This is a genomic window from Bradyrhizobium guangzhouense (assembly GCF_004114955.1).
Lineage (GTDB): Bacteria > Pseudomonadota > Alphaproteobacteria > Rhizobiales > Xanthobacteraceae > Bradyrhizobium > Bradyrhizobium guangzhouense.
Genome location: NZ_CP030053.1, coordinates 2,252,173 through 2,276,542 on the forward strand (window position 1 = coordinate 2,252,173; position 24,370 = coordinate 2,276,542).

Consider the following 24,370-nt stretch of genomic DNA (forward strand, 5'->3'; position numbering starts at 1 on the left):
GGCGTCAACCGAAGACGTTGGACCGGGCCGCCTTGGCGATGAAGGTCGTCACTTGCGGCGTAGCCGCCTCGATGTCGGCCTCGTATTTCAGGAGCACGTTGAGCGTGTCCTTGACGATCTCGGTGTCGAGCTCGCTTGCCTGGAGCAACACCAGCACGCGTGCCCAGTCGATGGTTTCGCTGACCGACGGTAGCTTCTTGAGGTCGAGCGAGCGGATTTCGTGAATGAAGCCGACCATCTGCCTGCGAAGCGTCTGCGAAATGCCGGGCACGCGGCTTTCGACAATGCGCTCCTCAAGCCGCTGCTCGGGGAAGCCGATGTGCAGATGCAGGCAACGCCGCTTCAGGGCGTCGCCCAGATCGCGCTCGCTGTTGGAGGTGAGGATCACGGTCGGTGGCGTGATCGCCGAGACCGTGCCGAGCTCGGGGATCGTGACCTGGAAGTCGGAGAGGATTTCAAGCAGCAACGATTCGAATTCGGCATCCGATTTGTCGATCTCGTCGATCAGCAACACGCAGCCGCCCGGCTGCTCCAGCGCCTGGAGGAGGGGACGCGGCTCGACGAATTCCTTGGAGAAGAACACGTCGCCGAAATCGTGGAGCTGATCGAGGGCGGCATGTAGCGTCTGCGCGCCGCCGAGGACTTCTCCGAGCTTGTCCTTGAGGATCTGGGTGTAGAGCAGCTGCTTGGCGTATTTCCATTCATAGAGCGCCTTGGCCTCGTCGAGGCCTTCGTAGCATTGCAGGCGGATCATCTTCTTGCCGCGCCATGCGGCGATCGCCTTGGCGAGCTCGGTCTTGCCGACGCCCGCGGGGCCCTCGACCAGGATCGGCTTTTCGATCTGCTGCGACAGATAGACGGCGGTCGCGATCTGCCGGCTCGCGATATAGCCTTGCGCGGCGAGGCCGCTCTCCACTGCCTCGATCGCGGTCGAGGCCTTCTGATCAGCCACGAAATGGCGCTCCCAAATGTCTTGCTTGAGGGGTGTTCTGCCTGCGTTCCCGGCAAAGAACAAGCCTCGTTTGGGACGGCCTGACCCGCGCTGACATCAGCTTTTTCCGTTCAGCGCAAATACTTAAGGGCTGCTGATCGCTCGATCAGTGCCTCAGCAACTCCGGCTTGCGGATGGTCTGCCTGACCTCGGCGCCGCAATCGGCGCATTCATAGACGAAGTCGATCTTGGCAAGGCTCCAGTGCGGCTCGACCTCGCGCACATACATCGGCAGGAACCCCATGCATGTCGGGCAAATCACAGGCGCGATTTCGATGTCCTGATGATGCTGTACATAAGCTGGCATCTCGGCTCTCCTTCGCAGGCGACCACCAAACCCCGCGAAGAGGCTACTGCCGGTCGCTCCGAGACCGTCATCAACTCTTTCGAACAGAGGTGGAACGGCGAGGGTTTGTCGTTCGCTGTGACATTCTTGTTACGTCTTCTATACTGTAACAGGCGGACCAAATGCCTATTTCTCGGGCCGATCCGCCCTTCGAGGACCATCAACGCAACGATAAGGGAGCAACGCCCATGACTCACGCCATTCGTTTTCACAAGACCGGTGGTCCGGAAGTCCTGCTTTGGGAGGAGGTCAGTGTCGGCAAGCCGGGGCCGGGCGAGGCGCGCATCCGCCATACTGCCGTGGGCCTCAACTTCGTCGACATCTACAATCGCTCCGGTGTGTATCCGGTGCAGCTGCCGAGCGGGCTCGGCAGCGAGGCGGCTGGCGTTGTAGAGGAGGTCGGCCCCGGCGTTACCGATCTGAAACCAGGCGATCGCGTCGCTTATGGTGCATCACCGCTCGGCGCTTATTCCGAGGCACGGCTGATCCCGGCCGACCGGCTGTTGAAGATTCCCGACGGTGTCGACGACAAGACCGCCGCGGCGATGATGCTGAAGGGACTGACGACACAATATCTGATCCGGCAGACCTATCGTGTGAAGGCCGGCGATACCATTCTGCTGCATGCCGCCGCCGGCGGCGTTGGCCTGATCCTGAGCCAATGGGCCAAGCATCTCGGCGCAACCGTGATCGGCACCGTCAGCAGCGACGAGAAGGCAAAGCTCGCCAAGGCGCACGGATGCGACCACGTCATCATCTATACGCGTGAGGATTTCGTGAAACGCGTCGACGAGATCACCGGCGGCAAGAAGGTGCCAGTGGTCTATGATTCCGTCGGCAAGGACACGTTCCTGAAGTCGCTTGACTGCCTCGCGCCGCTTGGCGTCGCTGCGCTGTTCGGTGCATCCTCCGGCGCGGTCGAACCGCTCAATCTTGGTCTGCTCGCGCAGAAGGGTTCGCTCTATGTTACCCGGCCGACATTGTTCACCTACGCGGCCAAGCGCGACAACCTGGTCGCCATGGCGAACGAGCTGTTCGATGTCGTCAAGTCCGGCGCAGTCAAGATCGCGGTGCACCAGAGCTATGCACTGAAGGACGCCGCCAAAGCGCATGCCGACCTTGCCGCGCGCAAGACCACGGGATCGACCGTTTTGACGGTGTGAGCCCGGTTCAGTCGTGACGCAGGCTGCGTCAGGCCTGCGTCACGCTTTCTCGTGCTTGCGCAGGTCGCGAGCGTGATCATGACGGAGCGCCTGGAGATCCAGGTCTTCAGGCGGGATTTCGGGGAGGGCGGCCTCGGCCAAAATGGCTTCGGTCACGTCGTCGACCGAATTTTCCGCGATTTCGTGGATGAACAGAATGTTCCGGTATTCGCCGGAGCTGACGCGGGAGATGACCTCGCGCCTGGTGATTTCAGGATCGACGACCGCCTCGCGACCGCGGCGCCCGTAATCGATCATCACGACGAAATACTGCATCAAACGATCCTGCCGCACCCCCGGTGGTCGGGTGCGCGGCAGAGTATTTCCGGAAATAAGAAAAAAGTCAAGGAGGATTTCCGAAAATCGGGAATGCCTGTTATCGACCCTTCTTGCGCGGGCGGGCCGATTTGGCGCGCAACCGTTCGAGCTGGCCTTTTGGCATCGAGAGACAGATCTCTCCGACCCAGTCCAGCTTGACGCCGACGATCGGCTTGGCGTTGAAGCTCGTGAGGTTGACGACAGAGGGGGATTTGCCCCGCTCGATGGTCTTCAGATAGCGCTCGCCGGTCTTGAGCCGAACAACGGCCTCTTCGCCATAGAAGCTCGACAGCGGATGACGCTGGTCCTTGTAGACAACGATCACGTCGCCGCTTTCGTATTTGGGCAGCATCGAATCGCCAACGATCTCGAAGGCCACGGTCTCTTCCATGATCGGGAAGGGCAGCGCGATATCGCCGAGCCCTTCCGGCGGAACCTGCTCGAAGTCAGGCTCGATCACGGCGCCGGCACCAACGCGGCCCATGATCGGCGCGAGGTTCAGCTCGAGATACTGCATGATCGGGATGATTTCCGAGGCCTTCACCAGGCGTTCACCACCAAGGATTTCCGATACGGCACCCGGGCGCACGCCCATCGCCGCGGCCAGCCCGCCTTTGCTCTTGCCCGTCTTTTCCAGGCCCCGCTCGATCATCGCAACGTCCAACATGGTGATTCCCTCGATTGCCATGGTTCAGTCCCTTGTAATCCGAAATTCGGAATTCATGCAATTATGAATATCAGAATTATGGCTTGACTTCGTATTCGGAATAACGGAATGTGTGTGTCGCCTCGGGATCATGAGATCGGGGGTGCATCACAGGACAACAGCATGGAACCGGGCCATTGGTCGTCGGAGCAGTCCGACGCGCTTCGCGACTACTTCTTCAAAGGACTGTCATATGCAGAGATCGGAAGGCAGATTAACGCAAGGTTTGGAACGGCTTACACGCGCAATGCGGTGGTCGGTCGCGCCAAGCGGCTCGGGCTCGGGCTCAGCAGGCCCGAACGAATGATAAGTCCGTCGATCGTGCCGTCCTTGCCGGGCGCATCTGCTCCGCTCACACCGCCTCGTGCCGCGCCACCCTGCTTGAACCTGCCACCGCCATCGGCCCTGAAGCCAGCCAATCCGGTCAAACTGCGCTGCGTCGGCGTCCAGCCGCGCCTGATCGCACTGGACGAGCTCGAACCAGGCGATTGCCGCTACCCCTATGGCGGCGACAAGGAGGGGGAGGAGATCAACTTCTGCGGCCACCCACGTCAAGCAGGCTCAAGCTATTGCACGCCGCATGCGCGCCTCACTTGCGGTCCCGGCGCGGCCCGTACGGCAGCAGCCGTCGCGCTGAGGCTCGTCTCCGCCGCCTGAGCCGCGCGCGACCGTCTTTTTCATGTCAATTCGCAAGGAGTTTCCGAGTGGCTCGTGCCCGACGCAACAAGTCTTACAGATTGACCGAACTTCACGACCGGCGCTCGCGCGACCTGCCGTTCAATGCCGAGGTCACGGAGGCAGAGGTCGATAATCCCCTCGCGCTAGATTCCGATGAGAAGATCGTGGCGATGCGGTCGATTCGCAACGATCCGCTCGGCCGGCTGCTCTCGCATCGCCAGATCGATGAAGCGCAATATCGAGGTGGTCGCGCCTACCAGAACGACTGGGAGAGGGCAGAGCGGGGCCCGCAGGCCATGGACCCCAGCCGAGAATATGTTGACGGCACGAGCTCCCGCGAACCCCTGACGGAGCGTCAGCGTCAGGCCGTGCTGCGGTTGAATCGGGTCGAACGCGAGCTTGGCACCGACGGTGCCGCGCTGGTGCATGACGTGCTGGTGCTCGGCCTGACCATGGACCAGATCGGGCAGCGGCGCGCTGTCCGCACCCAGCGCTGGAACGACTATTTCGCCCGGCGCTTTCGCGAATGCCTCGACCGGCTGGCGCTGGTTTATGGTTTTGCGATGGACGCGTCGGCGCGGCGCCGCTGAAGAATGGGCCGACGGCTTTCGCCGTCGGCCCATCTCCGGCCTCGCGTCACGGATGCGGCATGATCTGGTAGGGCGTGGTGTAAGGTTCGACGCGGAGCGAAGCGTTGGCCAGGAGGCCAATTTTGGCCGAGGGGGCCTGCTGCATTTCGCCGTTCTGTCCGCGATGCACGTTGTACTGCCAGACGGTAAGGTCGCCCCTCTGCGCCAGAGCGTGCGCGACCGCACTCGCGTCACTGCCGCCGAGCGCCTGGAGCTCGTCGGGCGACAGCCCGATGATGATCTCGTCCTTGACGGTGACGATCTTGAACAGGTTCATTTTGGTCTCCTGCGCCCATGCGCCCTGAGTCGAGAGTGTAAGAAGCGCAGCCGCGGCGCCCTTGATGAGATCGCAGCGAGAAAGCATGCCGTCGTCCTTTGGTCCTGAGGCGCGCCCGAATCAAATCATTCATCAGCCATGGCGCCCGTGATCTGCGTGGTCGCAACCGCTTGGTCGCACGATCTTGAACGACGGTTCACCAAGCGAGAGATATCGGACCATGATGAACCCCGATGCGGCGCGACGCGTCCAAGCCATGAAGGGGAGCTGCCGCATGAAATTCATCCATCTTGCTTGTCTGCTCGCATCTCTTGGCATGGCAGGCTCCGCCGTGGCCGCCGGTCCCTTTTTTGTCGGAAACTGGACATTCACGACGGCCGTGGTCGCGCCTTGGGCCGATCCGCACCGCAAGCCTGACGATGTCGAGCGCGCGCGGCTGATGGGCAGGACAGTCGCTCTCAAGACCGGGGAAATCTCCGGTCCGCGTCCATTTGCCTGTGCCAAGCCGCGCTACAAGGTGACCGATTATGGTCCCGACATGCTTTTCCAAGGCGCATTTGACGAGATGCGTAGCGCCGACGGGAAGGTCGATCCAAAGGCACTTGCCGCTTCGCTCGGCTTCGTCGGGTCCCGTATCAGGACATTGGAGACGGGCTGCGAGATCGACGTTCATTTCGTGGACGATACAACCGCCGAAATCGGGCTCAACGATTACGTGTATACGCTGAAAAAGCGCTAGTTCGCAGTTTGCCAGTTTCCGAGCATCAGAAACGACGCGAAACGTTGGTCGAATTGACAGCGATCGGGACCTTGTGGTGACTGTTGCTGCTTCTTGACGCAGGTGGGTGACTGCGGCGCGTATTCCTGTTATCCGGAATTGCCGTGGCGCGATGTCGACGAAGCATCGCTAAGTCTCACGGTTTGGCTTGCCCGACGGGTTGTTCCTTGACATAATTGCAACTTCTCGGGTCGGGCCGAGTCTATTCAGACCTACAGCTCAGCGCGCCAGCCTGCTGGGGTGCTCCGACCTAGAGTTCGTCGTCGCCGTGGCGTTCGGTGACGACAACCGGTCCTCGATCGGGCTTCGAACGCCCGACCCGAAGGGCCGATCCTGTCATAGGTGCGAGATGAAGAACCTCAATTTCGCGGCTGAACTGCATCTCAAGCTCGGTGCACCCGCGACCGGCACGGTCGAGAGCCTCCGCCTGCTGCGCGCCTTTCTCAAGCTCGCTCCCCGTCAACGCTTCGAGGTCATCAAGCTCGTCGAAGATCTCGTCACCGACGAAACTCTCCCCGACCACCCCTTGTCCTAAGCGTGGCCGAGCGCCGGCAATACGCTTGGTCCGTGCTCCCGACCGGTGATGGACCGTCGGGTGGCGGTTCCGGCTGACGCTTGGCCGCTGGAAGGCGGTGCGACAAATGTGATAATCAGTCAGGAAAAAGAGGGAGGAGTACGACCATGATCGAACCGAAGCTCGAAGTTCCGGCTGAACTGCGTGACTTGGCGGAGAAGACGATCGACCAGGCGGAAAAGGCATTCGGCATGTTTTTCGATGCCGCCACCAAATCGATGTCGTCTGTTCCTGGCGCGAGCGCGGACGTGTCCAAGCAGGCGCTCGCCTTCACCGAGCAGAACATGAAGGCGGCATTCGAGCATGCGCGCAAGCTGGTTCATGCGACCGACCTTCAGGAGGCGATGCGAATCCAGTCCGAGTTCCTGCGCAGCCAGTTCACGAACGCCGGCGATCACATGCGCCAGATGACCGGCAACCTCATGCAGCCGGGCAAGGGCAAATCCTGATCCCGGATTGTCTGCTTACAAATTGATCTTGCGCAGCTGCGTGATGCGCATTTCAATTCCAACGCAGGTCCATGATGGGCCACCGGATGAACCTCGTCCGCCGTCCATCGTCCCTTCTGCTGATCCCTGTCGGTTCACCCGGCATGGGTTTGCATTTTCGGGGGAGCGATCCGCCACCTACTGGCGCAATGATCCGATATAGGCCGCGAGGTCGGCGGCTTCGGTCCGGCTCAACGGAAAGTTCGGCATCTTCGGATGCGGGTCAAGAAGGAAGAATGCGAGCTTCTCGGGGTTAAAATCAGGCTTGCGCGCAACTGATGCGAAGGAGGGCACGTCGGCGCTGGCCTGCGCTTGGCTGCTTGTCACGAGATGGCAGCTTGCGCACCAGCGCCGGGCCAGGTCGGCCCCGTGACCGGCGTCGGCCGCCGGAGCAGGCGATATGCCCAAATTCGCGATTGTCGCTAGCGGAAGCCAAATTCGTCTCGCGAATGCGCGCATCTCATCACCTGCCTTGTTCGCTTGCGGACTGCACGCTCAGCCGCAACATGATCCCGGAAACTGCGAGAGGTCGATACGCGCGATGATCGAGCGGAAGAGCTTGCGGGCCAAACGATAGAGATGGCGCATCGGTGCAGGCACTCTCGCCGGGAGAAGGCCGAGCCTCTCCATGTCGAGCCTCGTCGCTTCGAGCCCTTCAGGATGATGCAACATGCGCCTCTCCGGTAACGTATGGCCATTTATCCCGGCCGGCATGGAGCTGCGTTGATCTGCCGCAAAGCGTCCCGGCTAATAGTCGCCGGGGTTCATGATCATCGGGGTGGTGGTATCGGCCGGCGCCAGCGCGCTGCTGGCGCTGTCCCGCAGGAAGCGGTCAAGTGTCGCCTGGATCTTCTCCTTGACCGAGTCGGGCCCGCGATCGCTCATCTCCGTGTGCTGCGCACCGGTATGGATGATGTCGATGCCGCGCGCCTTGGCCTCTTCCGGGGTCGGCAGCACGCCGGGGTCGGTCACGAAATGCGGGTCCTTGGAGCGGAACGATAGAATCTTCATGTGGTCGTTGAGAACGAAGGGCACCCTGAGATTGTCGAGCGTAATCACCTTCGACACCAGTTCGGGATGTTGCTTTGCGACATACATGGAGACGTCACCGCCGTTGGAATGACCAACGAGCGTGATGTGGTCGTAGTCGGCATTCTGCTGCCGCCCCTTCAACGTGTTCAATACGTAGAGGATGTTGGCTTCGCAGCGGATATAGACTTCGCGCCGGCCGACATATTGCTGGCCGACACGGGTCATCAGGGGCGGATCGCTCGGCAGGTCCTGCTGAATGCTGGCGACGAGATAGCCGCGCGCCGCAAGCACGTTGGCGAGGAAGGAGTATTCGGTTGCCTTGACCGTATTACCGTTGCTGATGATGGCGACCGGAAGCTTCCAGAGACCGAGATTGGCCTTGGTCTCGTAGTCGCGCCGCACCGCGATCTCGACCGAGATCGGCCGCTGACGCGAGGCGTCAAACAAGGACAACATCTCGTGGCGGATCGCGAATTTGCTGACGATAATATACTGGCCCGCCGCAAGGACGCAGAGAAAAGCCAGAATTGCAAACACCCTCTTCATGGGTTCCGTCTCAATCACTTTTCACTGAACATGGCTATTGGAAACGCCGGGATCGAGCGATCGTGACCAGATTGCCGGATTAAATTTAGGCAAGTTTGTGAGGAAGCCCGCGAAAAGGCCGTATCAAGGCAACGGCTAGCAGCTAAAGGCAGCCGTTTCTGCCGCGTTCGGGGCAGAGCCGGAACGCACTCGACAGGGTGAAAAGAAAGCGCGGGCTGCGGCGCTCATTGTCCGGTGCACGGTAGCTCAAGGGTACCGCGACGCCGACATCCGCCTGGAGATCCTGCGGCAGGAAGAACCGTACGCCTGCGCCCGCCGACGTCAGCGACAGGCCGTCGCTCAGCCGGTAGCCGTCGTTCCAGACCGCACCGGCATCGCCGAACGCGTAGAGCTGGTAGCCGCTCCAGTAGCGGAAATTGAGCTTCTGGTCGAAGCGCACCTCAAGCGAGCCGGCAAGACCGTTGTCGCCGCTGATCTCGGCCGCGCCATAGCCGCGGCCGAAGGCTGCGCCGCCGAGATAGAATTGCTGCGAGGTGACCAGGGGACGTGAGGCGGTCTGGCTCGCCGCAGACAGCTTGAGCGACCATGCGTCGTTGAGAGTCTGGTAGCGCGTGAACCAGAAGTTCAGCACCGAGAAGTTCGAGGAGGCACCATCGCGTGACAACAGATCGTCGTTGAAATGCGAGGCGCCGAAGACGTCAAGACCCTGGCGAAAAGTCATCGTCGCATAGTTGGTGCCGCCGAAGCCATCTTGCAGCCGGTAGTCGGCCGTGAGGCTCGCGGTTCTGATGTGGTCGTTGTACCAGGGGCCGTACAGATCGTGCTCCGACACATTGCTGAAGGTCGTCGCCGCAGTGAGGGTCAGCGTGGACGATTGGGATTGGAGCGGGATAATGCTGGCACGCAGCTCGAACGCCTCCGTCGTGGTGATGTCGCTGGCGAGGCGGCGCGCATCGCCAGGCCTGACTGCGCTGTACAGCACCGATCCACCGAGCCGAACGCCGTCCACGCCAACTGGAGCGTCGTAGGAGAGGCGCGAGAAACCGAGCTCGCGCGGGTCGTTGGCAATGGTCGACAGATTGACGGCGAGCGTGTCACCGGGCGTGAGGTAGGAGTTGAACGCTCCTGTCGCGTAGGTCTGCCACGGACCGACCGACGACGACCCAAGATTGTCCAGCCCGAAAGAGGTGAAGACATGCCAGGTCTTCACATACACGGTGAGGCGGAAGCGTCCGGTCGTGCCGCCGATTTCTTCCAGCGCGGTGTCGGCGATGCGCACGCCCGGCCAGCCGTTGACGAGGTAGAGCTGGCGTTCGAGCGTTGCCAGGCGCGACGGCTGCTCGGCTAGGATCGGCCCGAGCATCGGCCTCAGGCCGAACTGCTCGGCGCCATCGCCTTTCAGCTCGGCCTCGACGATCGAGCCTTCGATCACCTGGATCTGGACGCGGCCGCCGGCAATGTCCTGCGCGGGCACGATCGCTCGGCTCAGATGGAAACCCTGGGTGCGGTAGAGATCGCTGATCGCGCCGGCGATCGTCGCGAGGTCAGCTTGCGAGACCTGCTTGCCGAGATAGGTCTGGTAGACGGCGACAATGCGATCGTGGGGGATGGCGTGGGCGCCGGTGATCGTGATGTCGCGCAGTACGAATTGTGGCTTGGTATCCCCGGCGGGATTGCGCTGGCCGACCGAGGGTAGCTTCACCGGAGGCCGGCGGAGGGATTCCTGCTCAGTTTGGTTTTCAAAATATTTCTCCGGCTGACGCGGATCGAACCCCGGCTGGTTCGCCTGCTGCGCGAGTGCTGGGGAAATTCCCGCAAATGTGGGTCCTAGGAGCGCCAGAGCGGCAGCGAGATACCACCCCGCGGCTCCGAGCGTAGATCGTTCTCCGTAGTTTGACGGAGAAATCGCCTGGTTCCGGTTGGGATTCCGTAGCCGCATGATTTTTCATAATTTTTTATGGTCAATGATCGGTTAATGCGGTCCCCCGACTCCGGGACTCCCGCTAAGTCAATCTTGAGTGATTTCGGATAGGCCTCAGGCTGGCAGTAACTCTGGCTGAGGGTCGTTCATGCTTGTCCGAATTGGAATGCGGTGCGCCGTGATGGCAGCGCTGGTCCTGGCAACGGTATCCGGTGCTTCCGCTGCTGATGACGGCGTCTGGTCGGTCAGCAAGTCATCGGGCGAGGTCTGGCTTGCGACGACCGGCGCGCAGCAGGTCTCGTTGAACCAGGAAGAGACTCTCAAGCCGGGCGACACCATCCGCACCGGCCGGAACGGGCGCGTGCTGCTGGTTCGCGGTGAGGAGACGATCCTGATCTCTCCCAACTCGGTCGTCGGCGTGCCGGCCGAGAAGAAGGAGGGTCTTTCGACCACCATCATCCAGCAGGCGGGCTCGATCCTGCTCGAGGTCGAGAAGCGCAACGTCAAGCATTTCGAGGTCGAGACGCCCTATCTCGCCGCCGTGGTCAAGGGAACGCATTTCAGCGTCACGGTGGGCGCAGGCAGCACCAAGGTCGGCGTGCTCCGCGGCCAGGTCGAAGTGTCCGATTTCAAGACCGGCCAGATCGCCCAGGTGATGCCCGGCCAGGTGGCGACCGCCTTCGCGAACGGCAAGTCCGGTCTCAACCTGAGCGGTTCCGGCACGCTCAATCCGATCGAGCAAGGCAAGCCGCGCGCATCGACAATCGAGCGCGTCCCCGTGCCGAAGTCGGGTCTGTCCGCGCCCCGCAATGCGTCGAACGGCCACGCCATCCATGCGCTTGGTACGATCAACAAGGGCATCAAGGTCGCCGGCGCGCCGACGCATTCGCATCAGCCGGCGGGAGCTCATGCTTCAAAGGCTGGCGTCGTGCACATCTCGAGCTCGCTCGGCGAGGTCAAGCTGAACTTCCACAAGGTTACGCACGGGCTCGCCCATAGCGCCGTCGCACCAGGACAGGTACGCAATGCGAACGCCAGCACCGACACGGTGTGGAGCGATGGCAAGTCGAACACGACGATCCCGACCGCCAACAGCTCGAGCGTCACAGCGGTCACCGTGAGCGGCAGTGGAGCCGCGGCCGGCGCCTCGTCGACGTCGTCAAGTGCAACAGCCACTGCTGCAACGAGTGCCGGGTCGACCAGCGATGCTGCGTCCGGCAATAGCGGAACGCCCAACGGCAAAAGCTCTGCTGGCAAAGAGAATGATGACAGAGCTGCCAGCAATAGTGCTGCCACCGGCAACGGCAAGGGCAACAACGGTAACGGCAACGGAAATGGCGGCGGCAACGGCAGCAATAGCAGTGGCAATAACGGCAACGGAAACGGCGCCGGTAACGGCAACGGGAATGGCAATGGCAATGGCAACGGAAATGGCCACCACAAGTAAGGCGATTTCCTAGGGGCGATGGGGGCGCACCTGTCTGAGCGGGTGCGCGGGAGGATCGGGTGAAACGCTATCGGCCGCATATTCTTGTCGTGATCGCGCTGGCGCTCGTGCTGTCTACGGGATGGCACGGCGCGCTGCGTAACGTGCTCACCGATCTGCGCTTCGCCTGGCAGTCGCGTTCCGCCACCGGCAGCGTTGTCGTGGTGGCGATCGATGCTCCCTCTATCGATCAGATCGGTGTATGGCCCTGGCCGCGCAGCCTGCACGCCGACCTCCTGCACAGGCTCGAGGCCGCCGGCGCGCAGGATATCGCTTTCGACATCGATTTCAGCACGCCATCGGATCCAGCCTCCGACGAGGCGTTCCTCACCGCGCTTCGGACGGTCGGAGGCTCGACGATCCTGCCGTCCTTCAAGCAGCCCACGCCAAATGGCGGCGCGGTTCACATCAATCGTCCCCTCAAGTCGTTCAGCAATCAGTCATGGCCGGCCGTCGTCAATGTCGCGGTTGAATCCGATGGGCTGGTTCGCCGCTATCCGGTCGGAGAGAAGCTCGGCGATGCGCAGATTCCGTCGATGGCGGTCGTCCTGGCCGGGCAGAACGTCGATCGTCGTCCGCCTTTCCTGATCGACTTCAGCATTCGGGCGGGATCTATTCCAATTGTTTCCTATGTCGACGTGCTGCGGGGTGACGCCGCAGCACTCGACAAGGTCAGGGACAAGAAGGTCATCGTCGGTGCCACGGCGCTCGAACTTGGCGACCGCTTCAGTGTCCCGAATGGCCACATCGTCGCGGGACCTGTGCTCCAGGCGTTGGCGGCAGAATCGGTCCTTCAGAACCGTATGCTGCGCTGGACGTCCGATGCCGGCATGATTGTCGGCCTTGCCGCGATCTGTCTGCTGATGATGTATTCATGGCGGCGTGTTGCGCCCGGTGCCCGCGTCGCGATCCTGGTTGCAGCCGGAGCCGGCATCGAGCTGACTGCGGCGCTTGTGCAGGAGCGTTGGCCGCTCGTCATCGACACGTCGCTCTTCCACATCGCGATTGTCGCCTACCTGACCGCCATAGCACTGGACGAGATCGACTTCCGCAGCCTGTTGGGACGCATCGCAGAAAGCCGATTTCACCGTATCGCGATGTCGCTCGGCGATGGTCTTGTCTGCACCGATGAACATCACCGCATCACGGTCTGGAATCCCGGTGCAAGCGCGATATTCGGCTACATGCCGACCGAGATCATCGGTCGCCCGTTCGAAGCGCTTTGCGCGATTCCAGGCGAAGCCGGCGCGAAGGCCTTCGCCATCAGAGACGCTGCGCGCCAGGCGCTGCTGGTCCCAGGCGGTGCCGTGGTCGTCGAGTTCGAAGGACGACGCAAGAACGGCGAAACCTTCCCGGTCGAGGCGAGTTTCTCGGGTTGGCAGGGAGCGGACGGCTTTCAGTATGGCGCGATCTTGCGCGACATCTCGGTGCGCAAGCGCGAGGCCGAACGTGTCAGATATCTTGCTGAACATGATGCGCTGACTGGGCTTGCCAATCGCAATACGCTGCACGCCGGCCTCGTCAGTCTGATGGCTGCCGCGGAGCGGCGGTCCTCCGAGGTCGCGTTGCTCGTGCTGGGGCTCGATGGCTTCCAGCAGATCAACGACATGCTCGGACACGCCGCCGGCGACCTCGTGCTGCAGGCGGTAGCCGAACGCCTGCGGACCGAAGTCGGCAGCAAGGCGCTCGTCGCCAGGCTCAGCGGCGACGAATTTGCGATTGCGCTGGATTGCGCCGCTGTCGGCGAGCCTGTTGCCGCGTTCGCCGAGCGGATTGCGCGCGCATTCGATGCACCGCTCGCAACGGGGGCGCGCCAACACCGCGTCAGGATCAGCATGGGTGTTGCCGTCTACCCGGACAGTGGACAGAACGCGGACGATCTCCTTAGCAACGGCCATCTTGCGCTCACCAAGGCAAAGCTGACGCGGCGCGGAGGTCATGTGATCTTCGAGAGCGCGATCAGGCAGGAGCTGGAAAGCCGGCTGACGCTGGAGAGCGAACTCGCGCTTGCCGCGGATCGCGGCGAGTTCGAGCTGTTCTATCAGCCCCAGGTGCGCCTGATCGACGGCTGCCTGGTGGGTGCCGAAGCGTTGATCCGCTGGCGTCACCCGGTGCGTGGCTACGTTTCGCCGGGCGAGTTCATGCCCGTGGTCAATACCTCGGCGCTGTCCGAGCGGATCGCGAGTTGGGTGATGGAGACCGCCGGCCGGCAGGCGCGCGCGTGGGAATTGACGGGGAATGCGGTCCGCGTCGCAATCAACCTCTCGCCATCGCAGCTCCACTCCGGCGACCTCGCGCATTCAGTTGCGGAGCTGCTGAGGACGACGGGACTTACTCCTTCGCTGCTTGAGATCGAAGTCACCGAGGACATCCTGCTGCACGACGAGGTCCGGGTGCTCGACATGTTCAAGCGCATCCAGCAACTTGGCGTGCGCATTCTGTTCGATGATTTCGGGACGGGCTATGCAAGCCTGAGCTACCTGAAGAAATTTCCGCTCGACGGGCTGAAGATCGACCGCTCTTTTGTGACCGATCTGCTCGCCGATTCCGACGATGCCGCCATTGTCGGCTCGACTATCGGCCTCAGCAAGCAGCTTGGCCTGACTGTTGTAGCCGAAGGAATTGAGAATCGCGCGACGGCCGACTTCCTGGTCAGCATGGGATGCGAGGAAGGGCAGGGCTATTTCTTCGGTCGACCGATGCCGTCCGAGGCGTTCGAAAAGACATTCTTTGCGGCCGAGCTCGAAGCCGTCACCGCCGCCTGAACGGCCGTTCAGCGCCGACGGGCGATCGCTACGCCAAAGAGGAACGCGACGAAGAGGCTGGCCAGAGGTGCCTCGCGCGTGATCGCCGCGACTGTCGAAAGCGGGCGGCCCGGCTTTCGCGCTTCGTCGATCGCGTAGGTGAGGCGATCGACGGCGGCGCGCAATCCTCCTGCGACCTCACCGATGGTATGAGAGACGTCGGTAGCTGCGTCGATGGCGCGCTCGGCCATGCCGGGCTGATGATTGGGCTGCGGTATGTCCGTGCTCAAGCTCGCGACCTCCAGACCTGACGGAAGGATTGAGGCCGGCACCTTTGGCTATCCGCGCGTGCGCTCGTTTTGAACAGCGGGCCCGAGGGCCTTTGGCTATCCGCGACAGGCGCCGTTTTGAACGGCGGGTGCCGGCCTTGCAGTGAAAATGCCGCGCGCGAGAATTTGTTCCGGCTTCCCCGTGAAACGACGGATGCGAATCTCTGTTAGGCTAGTGCAGCCTTACAGACCTCAGGAGATTGCCGTGACCGATCGAGCTATCGCGGATCGAGCCCGGCGCATCGCGTTGCTGGGCGCGCCCATCGACATGGGCGCCTCGCAGCGCGGCACCTTGATGGGCCCTGCCGCGCTGCGGACCGCCGGTCTTGCAACGCTGCTTGAGAGCCTGGATTTTGAAGTGGTCGATTATGGTGATCTGTCGGTGGCCGAGATCGGGGATCTCGCCGACAGGCCACCGGCAAAGGCCAATCACTACCGTGAGATCCAGCGCTGGACCCGCATCCTCAGCCGCCGCGGCTATGAGATCGCGCAAACCGGCGCATTGCCGATCTTCTTGGGAGGCGATCACACTTTGTCGATGGGGTCGGTCAACGCCATGGCGCGCCATTGGCGGGAGCACGGACGCGAGCTGTTCGTGCTTTGGCTCGACGCGCATGCCGACTACAACACACCCGAGACGACGATTACCGCGAATATGCACGGCATGTCGGCCGCGTTCCTGTGCGGCGAGGCGGGCCTTGATGGCCTCCTGGGCGATGATCCACGTGCCCCGATCGATCCTGACAGACTCGATTTGTTCGGCGCACGTTCGATCGACAAGCTCGAAAAGGACCTGATGCGCGCGCGCCGGATCAGGGTCGTCGACATGCGCCAGATCGACGAGTTCGGCGTTGCGGTGCTGATCCGGCGCGTGATCGAGCGCGTCAAGGCTGACAACGGCGTGCTGCATGTCAGCTTCGATGTTGATTTTCTCGATCCCTGCGTGGCGCCGGGCGTGGGGACCACGGTGCCAGGAGGTGCGACCTATCGTGAAGCGCATCTGATCATGGAGCTGCTGCATGATTCCGGAGTGGTGGGATCGGTCGACATCGTCGAGCTCAACCCGTTCCTGGATGAGCGTGGGCGCACCGCACGCACCGCGGTTGAACTGATTGGCAGCCTGTTCGGCCAGCAGATCACCGATCGGCCGACGCCCAGCAATGCGATCGCGCCGGGCGAGTGACCTTCGGGCCGTTTGTGCATTGCACAGAATGGAACTGCAGTCACACCAGGTGAATTTAGAACAGTCTTGATCAAATCGCCTGTTTTTGAAATGCGCGCGAATTGCAAATGCGCTTCGCGGAAGGTTTCATGCGGGTCCAGGTTCACGCGAGGGTCCGCTATGAGCAACAAGACCGACACCAGCGACAAGCCCATCAGGGCGACACGCCGCCGCTTCCTGCAAAGTGGCGGTGCCGCGGCGGGCGGCATTATCCTTGGCACCGGAACGTCGGTTGCAGCTGAGACGGAGAACCTTCCGCCCAACGTCCCCGATTGGATGAAGGCACCCGGTGATCCCATGGGAAGCCAGCCCTACGGTGCGCCCTCGCCATTCGAGAAGGGCGTCGTCAAGAACATCTCGAAGAACCTCAAGCAGTACATCTCCGCGTCGGGCCGCACGCCGTTGCAGGAACTTGACGGCATCATCACGCCGAACGGACTGTTCTACGAGCGCCATCACGGCGGTGTGCCGACGATCGATCCGGCGCAGCACCGCTTGATGCTTCACGGCCTCGTCGAGCGCCCTCTGATCTTCACCATGGACGATCTGCGGCGCTTTCCCTCGGAATCGCGCATCCACTTTCTCGAGTGCTCCGGAAATCCCGGTTACACCAAGCCTTACGGCAAGACGGCATCAGACCTGGTGGGTCTGTTAAGTTGTGGGGAATGGACGGGCGTGAGCCTGAAGCTGGTGCTTCAGGAGGCCGGGCTGAAGCCGGAAGCCAAATGGATCATCGCTGAGGGCGCCGACGCGGCCGCGCTGACCCGCAGCATCCCCATCGAGAAATGCCTTGAGGATGCCATGCTAGTCTATAGTCAGAACGGGGAGCGGCTACGCCCGCAGCAGGGTTATCCGTTGCGGCTGCTGTTGCCGGGTTTCGAAGGCAATATGAATGTGAAATGGTTGCGGCGCCTGCATGTGGCGGCGGAGCCCGCTTACTCGCGCGAGGAGACCTCGAAATACACTGATCTCTTGCCTGACGGCACCGCTCGCGAGTTCTCTTTCTACATGGAGGCGAAGTCGATCATCACCCGCCCCTCGGGAGGTCAGCGCCTCAACGTATCAGGCTTCCACGAAATCACCGGCATCGCCTGGAGCGGCCACGGAAAGATCAAGCGCGTCGAGGTATCGGTCGATGACGGCAAGAGCTGGCAGGATGCGCGATTGCAGGAGCCGGTGTTGACGCGCGCGCTCACGCGCTTCCGCTTGCCCTGGCAATGGGATGGCAAGCCCGCGGTGATCCAGAGCCGCGCGATTGACGAGACCGGCTATGTGCAACCGACGCTCGCCGAGCTGCTCGCAGTGCGCGGAGAGAATTACTTCTACCACAACAATGCAATCTGGCCCTGGCGCATCAACGCCGATGGGGAGGTGACCAATGCGCTGGCGTGAGATCTGCGGCGCTGTTCTCGCGATTTTGTTCTGTGCTTCAGCAAGCACCGGGCGGGCGCAAACTCCTTACGGCATCGGTCGGCCAGCGACCGCTGCAGAGATCGCGGGTTGGAATATCGACATCGGGCGCGATGGCAGCAACCTGCCGAAGGGAAGCGGCTCGGTCAGGCGTGGACGCGAGGTTTTTGCTCAGCAATGCGCGTCGTGCCATGGCGACGGCGGCGAAGGGGGTGTCGGCGATCGACTCGTTGGTGGACAAGGCACGATCGGGACACCGAAGCCGATCCGTACGGTCGGGAGCTACTGGCCTTATGCGCCGACGTTGTTCGACTATATCCGCCGTGCGATGCCGCAAAATGCGCCGCAGTCGCTGAGCGACGAGGACGTCTACGCGGTGTCGGCCTACATTTTGAACCTGAACGGGCTGGTCGGAGCAGATGCGACACTCGATGCCAGATCGCTTGCTGCGATCAAGATGCCGAACCGTGACAAATTCGTCGGCGACGCGCGGCCAGACGTGAAGTGAACGAGGAGAAAGGCGCAAGTTCCGGGCGTTGGCTCGGAACTTGCTTACGTCTGGGCCGGAACTCGCGAGGCCATGATTGCGTTAACCCGCGAGAGGACAAAGGTGCAGATTCTTCGATGGCAACAGTTCGCTTCGCAAATTCCATCTCGATAGCGCTTCGGCATCCCGGCGTGATCGCGATGGTCGTGGCCGCCGTGACGATTGCTGCGATGCTGATCGTCGACCACGGACCGTGGAGCCGCGCCAAGACTCAGCCGGCTCACGTGGCGATGTATGCGACCACAGGCGAAGCCGCTCGCGCGGTAGGCGCCAAGGTGCTTCCGACCGAACCGAAATCGCCGATCGAACCGGAGCGTCCGGGGCCGAAGACGTCCCCCACCATCAATCCGGTGCAGCCGTAAAACTCAGCTCTTGCGGCCGTAGCTGAGGAGCCCGCCTGTCGTCTTGGGCGGATGTGCGCGAAGCGCCTCCTCGTTGGGCTCGGTGCCCCATCCGGGCCTATCGGGAATGATCAGGTGCCCGTCCTGGATTTCCGGTTCATGCGTGAATAGCTCGCGATCCCAGGCGAGGCGGTCGATGTCGATCTCCATGATGCGCAAATTCGGGACGGCCGCGCAGAAATGCGCGTTCATCATCGAGCAGAGGTGGCCGTAGAAATTATGCGGCGCGACGTTGACCTCGAAGGCTTCTGCGGCCGAGGCGATCTTCATCGATTGCCACACACCATTCCAGGGCGTGTCGATGATGGCGACGTCCATCGCCTGCTCGCGGAAATAGGGCAGGAATTCGCGCAAGCCCAGCAGCGTCTCGCAGGATGAGATCGGATGCGGGCTCTGCCGGCGGATATAGCCGAGGGCCTCCGGATTGAAGCTGTCGATCTCGATCCAGAACATGTCGAGATCTGCGATCTCGCGCAGGATCTTCAAATAGCCTTCCGTCTTGGCGTTGAAATTGCAGTCGAGCAGGATATCGACATCGGGGCCCGCGCCGTCGCGGATCGCTTCCAGATGCATATGCAGGTCCCGCAGGATCTTGCGGTCGACATTGATCTCGGGCGCAAAGGGCGAGCCGAAGCCGGGCCGCCAACCCGTGGGTTTGCCGTCATCATAGGAAAAGATGTTGGTCTTCAGCGCGGTGAATTTCTTCTCGCGCACCTCACGCCCCATTGCCTTGACGCCGTCGAGATTTTCGATCGGCGGCTTGTACCAGGAGGGATGATTGATCCGCCAGGTGGCGCAGTGGGACCAATAGACCCTGACACGGTCGCGGATTTTGCCGCCGAGAAGTTCGTAGCATGGAATGCCAAGGCATTTTGCCTTGGCATCGAGCAACGCGTTCTCGATCGCGCCGAGGGCCTGCGCCACCACCCCGCCGGCGGCAGGCCGCGTGGCGGCGAAAAGTTCGGCATGAACGCGCTCGTGCTGAAAGACGTTCTGGCCGATCACGCGCGCCGATAGGCGCTGGATCGCGGCACCGACGCCGGGCGAGCCAAAACCCTCGTCAAACTCGCTCCAGCCGACGACGCCGTCTTCCGTCGTCACCTTGACGAAGTGGTAGTTTCTCCAGCCGGCATCGCAGGCAAGGATCTCGAGATGTGTTGCTTTTGACGAGTTTGCCATGTCGCTCCCTGTGCCCGGCTTGGCTTATTGGTTTTGTGGTCCCGGTCGCAAGCTCCAGCCCAGCCACAATTGTTAGGCTAACGACCAAGCGGCGTGAAGTCTGCAAACGCTTGGGCAGGCATCGATTTTTGGCCGTGCTGGCAGAAAGCCCGTAGAATCCGGGGGAGCATCATGTTTCTTGGGATCGTCGCTAAAATGCGCCAAGCCCAGACTTTTTTGGCCACAATCGGACCCGATCAAGGACGCATGCAGTTCTTGGCCATGATTTCGGTTCTGGCGCTCCTCACGATGAGTGGGGCCGTCGTTTCCGATCGGTTGCTCACAGCGGATCAGCACGTCGCGCAAGGGGTGGAGTAGCGCGCACGAGCGAGGGCTCATTGTCTTTGGGGAGACAACAATGCTTTCAGTCGATCAGTTCTTGCGGTTCATCAGCGTGCCCGCCGTGATTGCGGCCTTCATCATCGCCTCGCAGATATCGGCGGCGCTGTCGCCGGTCTGAAGCGCGCTGACGCGCTTCAGGTTATCCTTTGAGCATGATCTTTTGGGAAAACCGCTTCACACTTTTCCGGATCATGCTCTAACCGATCGCGGACGAGCCGAGCAAAGCGAGGACGGCCAGCGCCATCAGTGCGGTGCCGAGCCAGCCGAGTGCGACCAGCCAGCGTCTCGCCTTGAAGCGGCCCATGATGGCCCTGCTCGAGACGATCAGCATCATCATTGCCATGATGGGGACCGCGACGATGCCGTTGAGCACGGCGCTCCACACCAGCATGTGGATCGAATCGATCCCGGTAAAACCGAGCCCGAAGCCGATGATGGTTGCGGCCGCGATGATGGTATAGAAGCCGACAGCCTTCTCCGGCCTTGCCTCCAGCGTTGCACGCCAGCCGAAGATTTCCGCCACACCGTAGGCCGCCGAGCCCGCCAGCACCGGGATCGCGAGCAGGCCCGTGCCGATGATGCCGAGCGCGAACAGCGCAAAGGTGAAGTCGCCGGCGAGCGGCCGCAGCGCTTCGGCCGCTTGCGTCGCCGAGTTGATGTTGGTGACGCCGTTGGCGTTCAGCACCGAGGCCGTGGTCAGGATGATGAAGAAGGCGATGCCGTTCGACAGCAGCATGCCGAGCGTCGTATCGACCCTGATGCGCGTGAGCTCGGGATCGCCGCCGCGTCGCGTCTCCTCGCGGAGCGGCCGGTCGCGCTTGCCAAGGTTCATTTCCTCGACCTCCTGGGAGGCCTGCCAGAAAAACAGATAGGGGCTGATGGTGGTGCCGAGCACTGCGACCACCATCATGAAATAGTCGGCGCTGACATTCGCCTTCGGCCACACCGCGGCGAGCAGCGCGGTGCTCCACGGAATCTCCACCGTGAAGGCGGTCGCGACATAGGCAAACAGCGTCAATGTCAGGAATTTCAGCACCGGCGCGTAGCGGCGGTAGGGCAGGAAGACCTGGAGCAGGGTCGAGCCGGCCGCGAAGATCAGCGCATGTTCGTGATTGAGCCCGCCGATGACCAGCGAGAGCGCCTCCGCCATCGCCGCGATATCGGCGGCGATGTTGAAGGTGTTCGCGGCAACGAGCAGACCGACGAGCGCCATCACCATCCAGCGCGGCGCGAGCTCCATGACATTGGCCGCCAGCCCCTTGCCGGTGACGCGGCCGATCTGCGCGCTGACCAGCTGGATGGCGATCATGAACGGCGTGGTCAGGAATACCGTCCAGAGCAGCCCGTAGCCGAACTGGGCGCCGGCCTGGGAATAGGTGGCGATGCCCGAAGGATCGTCGTCGGCCGCTCCCGTGATCAAGCCTGGCCCGAGTCGCTTCAGCAGCGTCGGCTCCGCTTTCGTCGGAGCGACGGCGCTACCGCGCGCGGAGGCTTGAACTTTGGATCGGTTCGACAAGGCTGACCTTCCGGAAATTGCGAATTCGAGGGCTAAGCGCGATCATAGCCGGAAAGTTCCATGGATGCTCCGCCGATCTAGCTCCGCTTCAAGACAGCGGCGTGAACGGCTCCCGCCCGACGCGCATCGCTCTTGCGAAAAGCACGTTGAGATTGTACGGAGCGTCATGAGCCATCGCGCCGCGCCCACCAAGGTCACCCCGCTCGCGCCGGATCAGGCGGCTGCGCTGGCGCGCGACGGCTATCTTCTGCTTCGCGGTGCGGTGCCCGAAGCCTGGCGCGAGGCGCTGCGCGCCGCATTTGATGCGGGTGTCGGGACCTCAGACCAATGGGCGGTGCCCCGCGGCTTTGGCTGGCGCCACGCGCTGGTCGATCTCGATCCGATCGTGCAGCGGACCTGCCGACTGCCCCCGCTGCTGGCGGCGGGCGCGCAGATGCTGGCAGGTCCCTTCTTTCTCTCCCAGGTCGAGGGTCGTGAGCCGCTGCAGGGCGGCGGCCATCAGCCGCTCCACCGCGACGGCGTGGGCAGCAGGGCCGTTGCCGCCTTGGTCTTCCTCGATCCATATGGACCGGACAATGGCGCCACGCGGCTCGTTCCGCGTCATCTCGACCAGGGACTTGTCAATCACGGCGAGCTTGATGAAGCCGCGTCCCTGATCACGACGGGCGAGGCGGGGGACATCCTGGTGTTCGATGCCGACCTGCCGCACGGCGCGACCCGCAACCGCTCCGGGGCACGGCGGCGTTCGCTGCTGCTGAACTTCATGCCGGAGCGCATGCGGAAGGTGCAGGAGTCCTGCCGCGCCATCCGCAACGTGCGCATGGACACCTCCGAGGTGTTTGTCCCGTGAATGTCGGTGCGCTTGCGATGGCTGCTTTAGGTTGTTGTTTGAGCATGATCCCTTAGGAAAGCCGCTGCGCACGTTTCCGGATCATGCTCTAGGACGACGGCGACATCTGCAGATAGCGGCCGTCGAACTGGGCGAGCTCCTGCAGCTTGTGCTCGTTGAGAATCCGCACCGTGCCGCGCTGCAGCTCGAGCACGCCGTCGATCCGCAGTTCGCGCAGGATGCGGTTGGTATGCACGCTCGTCACGCCCATGGCTTCGCCGAACTGCTCCTGCGTCAGCGGGATTTCGAAAGTATTGTCGATCACGCGGCCGACCAGGCGCAGCCGTTCGCGCAGCTCGACGATCAGATGTGCAAGCCGGTTGTGGATGGAGCGCTGGCCGACATTGACGATCCATTCCCGCGACACGGCGGCATCCACCAGGGTGTCCCGCCAGAACATGTCGCCGACACCGGATCGTTCGGCGATGAGGTCCTTAAGCGCCTTGTGGGCGATGAAGGCCAGCGTGCAATCGGACAATGCGATCAGGTCGTGGTCGACGGCCGGGAAGTGGAGGTTTTGCAGGTTCGGCAGGTCGCCGGGAATGTGGATCGAGAGGATCTGGCGCCTGCCGTCCACGATGGTCTTGGAGCGGACGCAGAAGCCGTCGGCGATCAGGCAGCATTCGCTCGGCTGTTCGCCGTCGCGCAGCACGGTCTGGTTTTCGCGAAAATGGCGGAGCGTGAACGGCAGCGCCGCGAGCGCTTGCAGATCCCGGTCATCCGCGCCGGTCGTGGTTTTCAGGCGCTGAAACAGCGGCGCCCAGATCATTTCGCTTGTCACGGCAGTCGATTCCCCCACGCGACTGAGCGCGTGAGGTCCTCAAAGCATAGACCCCGGCTTGGTGTTGACAACAAAGGTTAAATGACGCCGCGCCGGCGCTTCAACATTGTGGACGATGCGTCAGGAAAAATAGGCAAACCCAACAAATGTTAGGTGCGGGCCGGCCCGGCCCTGTTCGTCACTTAACATTTGTCAAGTTGAGCCACGGGATCGTGGTCGACAATCATATCATTGCCCGGCGTTAGATCCGATTTTCCAAATCGTGGGAAAGGTGCGAATGTTGGGGCGGCTTCGCTGCGGAACGGTGCGGGCGCGGCGGCGTTCTTCTGGTCTGAGGAGGACGTCGCAATGGACCGCCTGACGAAGCGCGAGCAGCCGGATCGCAGCAAGATCAACATGCACGAGGCCTCGGAGGTCAAGTACTGGATCCATGCGCTGGGCGTCTCCAGGGAGGAGCTGCAACAGGCGGTCGACAAGGTCGGCAATTCAGCGGCGGCGGTTCGCAAGGAGCTCGCGGTGTGACCCGCGGCGTGCAAGCCCGGCATCGGGCGGATACCTTGTTTGCCCCTACTTGATGCTGACGAACATGCCCCAGGCGGCAGAGAGCGCCGCGCCGGTGAAGACGACACCCGGGCTGTCGCAGAACATGCCGCCGTAGCTGCACACATCGGCCCCGAACGAGCCGAGCTCGTGATGGCCCGCGGAATAGAACAGTCCCGACAGTCCAAGCAATCCAGCGGCGACGTAGTACATGGCTCCCTCACGCGAGAACGAACATGTGCCAGCGTGGCGCGAAGAGATTTCATCTCGCCGAATTCGGTCAGGTGTATTTGATTCAAGTTTGAGCTGTTCCAGTGAGGAGCCACGGAGGGGCGCTACGGTTTGGCCCGCGCGGGAATGCGGGCCGCTTGGATCAACTCGGTCTGCCCATGGCCGTTCGGTTCGACCTTAGCACGGCGAATTGGCTTCCTTGGGCTCACGAGTTTTTTCAACCTCCTG

Annotated in this window: 28 protein-coding genes; 14 read left to right on the forward strand and 14 right to left on the reverse strand. The window is 62.3% G+C overall.

The annotated features are described in order from the left end of the window. Positions 1–4: 4 nt before the first annotated feature. Both XH91_RS10780 and XH91_RS10785 read right to left on the reverse strand, forming a co-directional pair. A complete protein-coding gene (locus tag XH91_RS10780; RefSeq protein ID WP_128950585.1) occupies positions 5–952 on the reverse strand; it encodes an AAA family ATPase in 948 nt (315 codons plus the stop codon). A gap of 145 nt (positions 953–1,097) precedes the next feature. Continuing rightward, a complete protein-coding gene (locus XH91_RS10785; RefSeq protein WP_057749711.1) occupies positions 1,098–1,298 on the reverse strand; it encodes a hypothetical protein in 201 nt (66 codons plus the stop codon). A gap of 227 nt (positions 1,299–1,525) precedes the next feature. On the opposite strand from XH91_RS10785, the gene XH91_RS10790 reads away from it, so the two are divergent. Beyond that, the gene (locus tag XH91_RS10790; RefSeq protein ID WP_128950586.1) at positions 1,526–2,500 is read left to right on the forward strand and encodes a quinone oxidoreductase family protein; all 975 of its coding nucleotides are present in this window, start codon (positions 1,526–1,528) and stop codon (positions 2,498–2,500) included. Between the two features lie 39 nt (positions 2,501–2,539). Here XH91_RS10790 and XH91_RS10795 read toward each other — a convergent pair whose 3' ends face one another. Further along, positions 2,540–2,815, reverse strand: coding sequence for a hypothetical protein (locus XH91_RS10795; protein ID WP_128950587.1), 276 nt, complete (start codon positions 2,813–2,815; stop codon positions 2,540–2,542). 100 nt (positions 2,816–2,915) lie between these two features. Further along, positions 2,916–3,524 carry a S24 family peptidase gene (locus XH91_RS10800; RefSeq protein ID WP_128954796.1) on the reverse strand — a complete coding sequence of 203 codons (609 nt, stop codon included), beginning with the start codon at positions 3,522–3,524 and terminating at the stop codon, positions 2,916–2,918. Positions 3,525–3,686: 162 nt separating this feature from the next. On the opposite strand from XH91_RS10800, the gene XH91_RS10805 reads away from it, so the two are divergent. Both XH91_RS10805 and XH91_RS10810 read left to right on the forward strand, forming a co-directional pair. Continuing rightward, positions 3,687–4,220: a GcrA family cell cycle regulator gene (locus XH91_RS10805; protein WP_128950588.1), complete on the forward strand. Its 534-nt coding sequence runs from the start codon at positions 3,687–3,689 to the stop codon at positions 4,218–4,220. Between the two features lie 47 nt (positions 4,221–4,267). Then, positions 4,268–4,831, forward strand: a complete 564-nt coding sequence (locus XH91_RS10810; protein ID WP_128950589.1) for a hypothetical protein — start codon at positions 4,268–4,270, stop codon at positions 4,829–4,831. Positions 4,832–4,877: 46 nt separating this feature from the next. Here the strand turns inward: XH91_RS10810 and XH91_RS10815 are convergent, their stop codons facing one another. Further along, entirely contained in the window at positions 4,878–5,234 is a 357-nt protein-coding gene (locus XH91_RS10815; RefSeq protein ID WP_128950590.1) for a hypothetical protein, read from the reverse strand. Between the two features lie 133 nt (positions 5,235–5,367). Here XH91_RS10815 and XH91_RS10820 point away from each other — a divergent pair, with 133 nt between their 5' ends. From XH91_RS10820 to XH91_RS10830, 3 genes are all read left to right on the forward strand, one after another. After that, positions 5,368–5,886, forward strand: coding sequence for a hypothetical protein (locus XH91_RS10820; RefSeq protein WP_245477300.1), 519 nt, complete (start codon positions 5,368–5,370; stop codon positions 5,884–5,886). A 388-nt stretch (positions 5,887–6,274) separates the two neighbouring features. Then, the gene (locus XH91_RS10825; RefSeq protein ID WP_128950591.1) at positions 6,275–6,460 is read left to right on the forward strand and encodes a hypothetical protein; all 186 of its coding nucleotides are present in this window, start codon (positions 6,275–6,277) and stop codon (positions 6,458–6,460) included. 146 nt (positions 6,461–6,606) lie between these two features. After that, a complete protein-coding gene (locus tag XH91_RS10830) occupies positions 6,607–6,948 on the forward strand; it encodes a phasin (RefSeq protein WP_092300055.1) in 342 nt (113 codons plus the stop codon). A gap of 177 nt (positions 6,949–7,125) precedes the next feature. On the opposite strand, the gene XH91_RS10835 is transcribed toward XH91_RS10830, so the two are convergent. The 4 genes from XH91_RS10835 to XH91_RS10845 form a co-directional block, all read right to left on the reverse strand. Continuing rightward, positions 7,126–7,446: a c-type cytochrome gene (locus XH91_RS10835; protein WP_128950592.1), complete on the reverse strand. Its 321-nt coding sequence runs from the start codon at positions 7,444–7,446 to the stop codon at positions 7,126–7,128. 36 nt (positions 7,447–7,482) lie between these two features. Beyond that, positions 7,483–7,659, reverse strand: a complete 177-nt coding sequence (locus XH91_RS38780) for a hypothetical protein (RefSeq protein ID WP_164934206.1) — start codon at positions 7,657–7,659, stop codon at positions 7,483–7,485. 75 nt (positions 7,660–7,734) lie between these two features. After that, positions 7,735–8,565, reverse strand: a complete 831-nt coding sequence (locus tag XH91_RS10840) for an alpha/beta fold hydrolase (RefSeq protein ID WP_128950593.1) — start codon at positions 8,563–8,565, stop codon at positions 7,735–7,737. 142 nt (positions 8,566–8,707) lie between these two features. After that, positions 8,708–10,504 carry a ShlB/FhaC/HecB family hemolysin secretion/activation protein gene (locus XH91_RS10845; protein ID WP_128950594.1) on the reverse strand — a complete coding sequence of 599 codons (1,797 nt, stop codon included), beginning with the start codon at positions 10,502–10,504 and terminating at the stop codon, positions 8,708–8,710. Between the two features lie 130 nt (positions 10,505–10,634). Here XH91_RS10845 and XH91_RS10850 point away from each other — a divergent pair, with 130 nt between their 5' ends. After that, positions 10,635–11,933 carry a FecR family protein gene (locus tag XH91_RS10850; protein WP_128950595.1) on the forward strand — a complete coding sequence of 433 codons (1,299 nt, stop codon included), beginning with the start codon at positions 10,635–10,637 and terminating at the stop codon, positions 11,931–11,933. Between the two features lie 59 nt (positions 11,934–11,992). Next, on the forward strand, positions 11,993–14,737 hold the full coding sequence (locus XH91_RS10855; RefSeq protein ID WP_128950596.1) for an EAL domain-containing protein: 2,745 nt from the start codon (positions 11,993–11,995) through the stop codon (positions 14,735–14,737). A gap of 8 nt (positions 14,738–14,745) precedes the next feature. On the opposite strand, the gene XH91_RS10860 is transcribed toward XH91_RS10855, so the two are convergent. Further along, positions 14,746–15,006 carry a hypothetical protein gene (locus tag XH91_RS10860; RefSeq protein WP_128950597.1) on the reverse strand — a complete coding sequence of 87 codons (261 nt, stop codon included), beginning with the start codon at positions 15,004–15,006 and terminating at the stop codon, positions 14,746–14,748. A gap of 244 nt (positions 15,007–15,250) precedes the next feature. Between XH91_RS10860 and rocF the strand changes: the two genes are divergently transcribed. From rocF to XH91_RS10880, 4 genes are all read left to right on the forward strand, one after another. Then, positions 15,251–16,228 (forward strand): arginase, encoded by a 978-nt coding sequence (gene rocF, locus XH91_RS10865; RefSeq protein WP_128950598.1) that lies wholly within the window; start codon positions 15,251–15,253, stop codon positions 16,226–16,228. 159 nt (positions 16,229–16,387) lie between these two features. Continuing rightward, positions 16,388–17,659: a sulfite dehydrogenase gene (gene soxC, locus XH91_RS10870; RefSeq protein WP_128950599.1), complete on the forward strand. Its 1,272-nt coding sequence runs from the start codon at positions 16,388–16,390 to the stop codon at positions 17,657–17,659. Beyond that, positions 17,646–18,185 carry a c-type cytochrome gene (locus XH91_RS10875; protein WP_128950600.1) on the forward strand — a complete coding sequence of 180 codons (540 nt, stop codon included), beginning with the start codon at positions 17,646–17,648 and terminating at the stop codon, positions 18,183–18,185. The genes soxC and XH91_RS10875 overlap by 14 nt, the downstream gene beginning before the upstream one ends. A 116-nt stretch (positions 18,186–18,301) precedes the next feature. Further along, complete coding sequence (locus tag XH91_RS10880; protein WP_128950601.1) at positions 18,302–18,586, forward strand: hypothetical protein; 285 nt, start codon at positions 18,302–18,304, stop codon at positions 18,584–18,586. 3 nt (positions 18,587–18,589) lie between these two features. Here XH91_RS10880 and XH91_RS10885 read toward each other — a convergent pair whose 3' ends face one another. Further along, positions 18,590–19,804, reverse strand: a complete 1,215-nt coding sequence (locus tag XH91_RS10885) for a mandelate racemase/muconate lactonizing enzyme family protein (protein WP_128950602.1) — start codon at positions 19,802–19,804, stop codon at positions 18,590–18,592. A gap of 577 nt (positions 19,805–20,381) precedes the next feature. Then, positions 20,382–21,629: an NRAMP family divalent metal transporter gene (locus XH91_RS10895; RefSeq protein WP_128954799.1), complete on the reverse strand. Its 1,248-nt coding sequence runs from the start codon at positions 21,627–21,629 to the stop codon at positions 20,382–20,384. Positions 21,630–21,867: 238 nt separating this feature from the next. Here XH91_RS10895 and XH91_RS10900 point away from each other — a divergent pair, with 238 nt between their 5' ends. Next, positions 21,868–22,551 carry a phytanoyl-CoA dioxygenase family protein gene (locus XH91_RS10900; protein ID WP_128950603.1) on the forward strand — a complete coding sequence of 228 codons (684 nt, stop codon included), beginning with the start codon at positions 21,868–21,870 and terminating at the stop codon, positions 22,549–22,551. An 88-nt stretch (positions 22,552–22,639) separates the two neighbouring features. Here XH91_RS10900 and XH91_RS10905 read toward each other — a convergent pair whose 3' ends face one another. Continuing rightward, complete coding sequence (locus XH91_RS10905; protein ID WP_128950604.1) at positions 22,640–23,371, reverse strand: Crp/Fnr family transcriptional regulator; 732 nt, start codon at positions 23,369–23,371, stop codon at positions 22,640–22,642. Positions 23,372–23,719: 348 nt separating this feature from the next. Here XH91_RS10905 and XH91_RS10910 point away from each other — a divergent pair, with 348 nt between their 5' ends. Next, positions 23,720–23,893, forward strand: a complete 174-nt coding sequence (locus XH91_RS10910) for a DUF3606 domain-containing protein (protein ID WP_128950605.1) — start codon at positions 23,720–23,722, stop codon at positions 23,891–23,893. Between the two features lie 45 nt (positions 23,894–23,938). Here the strand turns inward: XH91_RS10910 and XH91_RS10915 are convergent, their stop codons facing one another. Continuing rightward, entirely contained in the window at positions 23,939–24,124 is a 186-nt protein-coding gene (locus XH91_RS10915) for a hypothetical protein (protein ID WP_128950606.1), read from the reverse strand. Positions 24,125–24,370 lie beyond the last annotated feature (246 nt).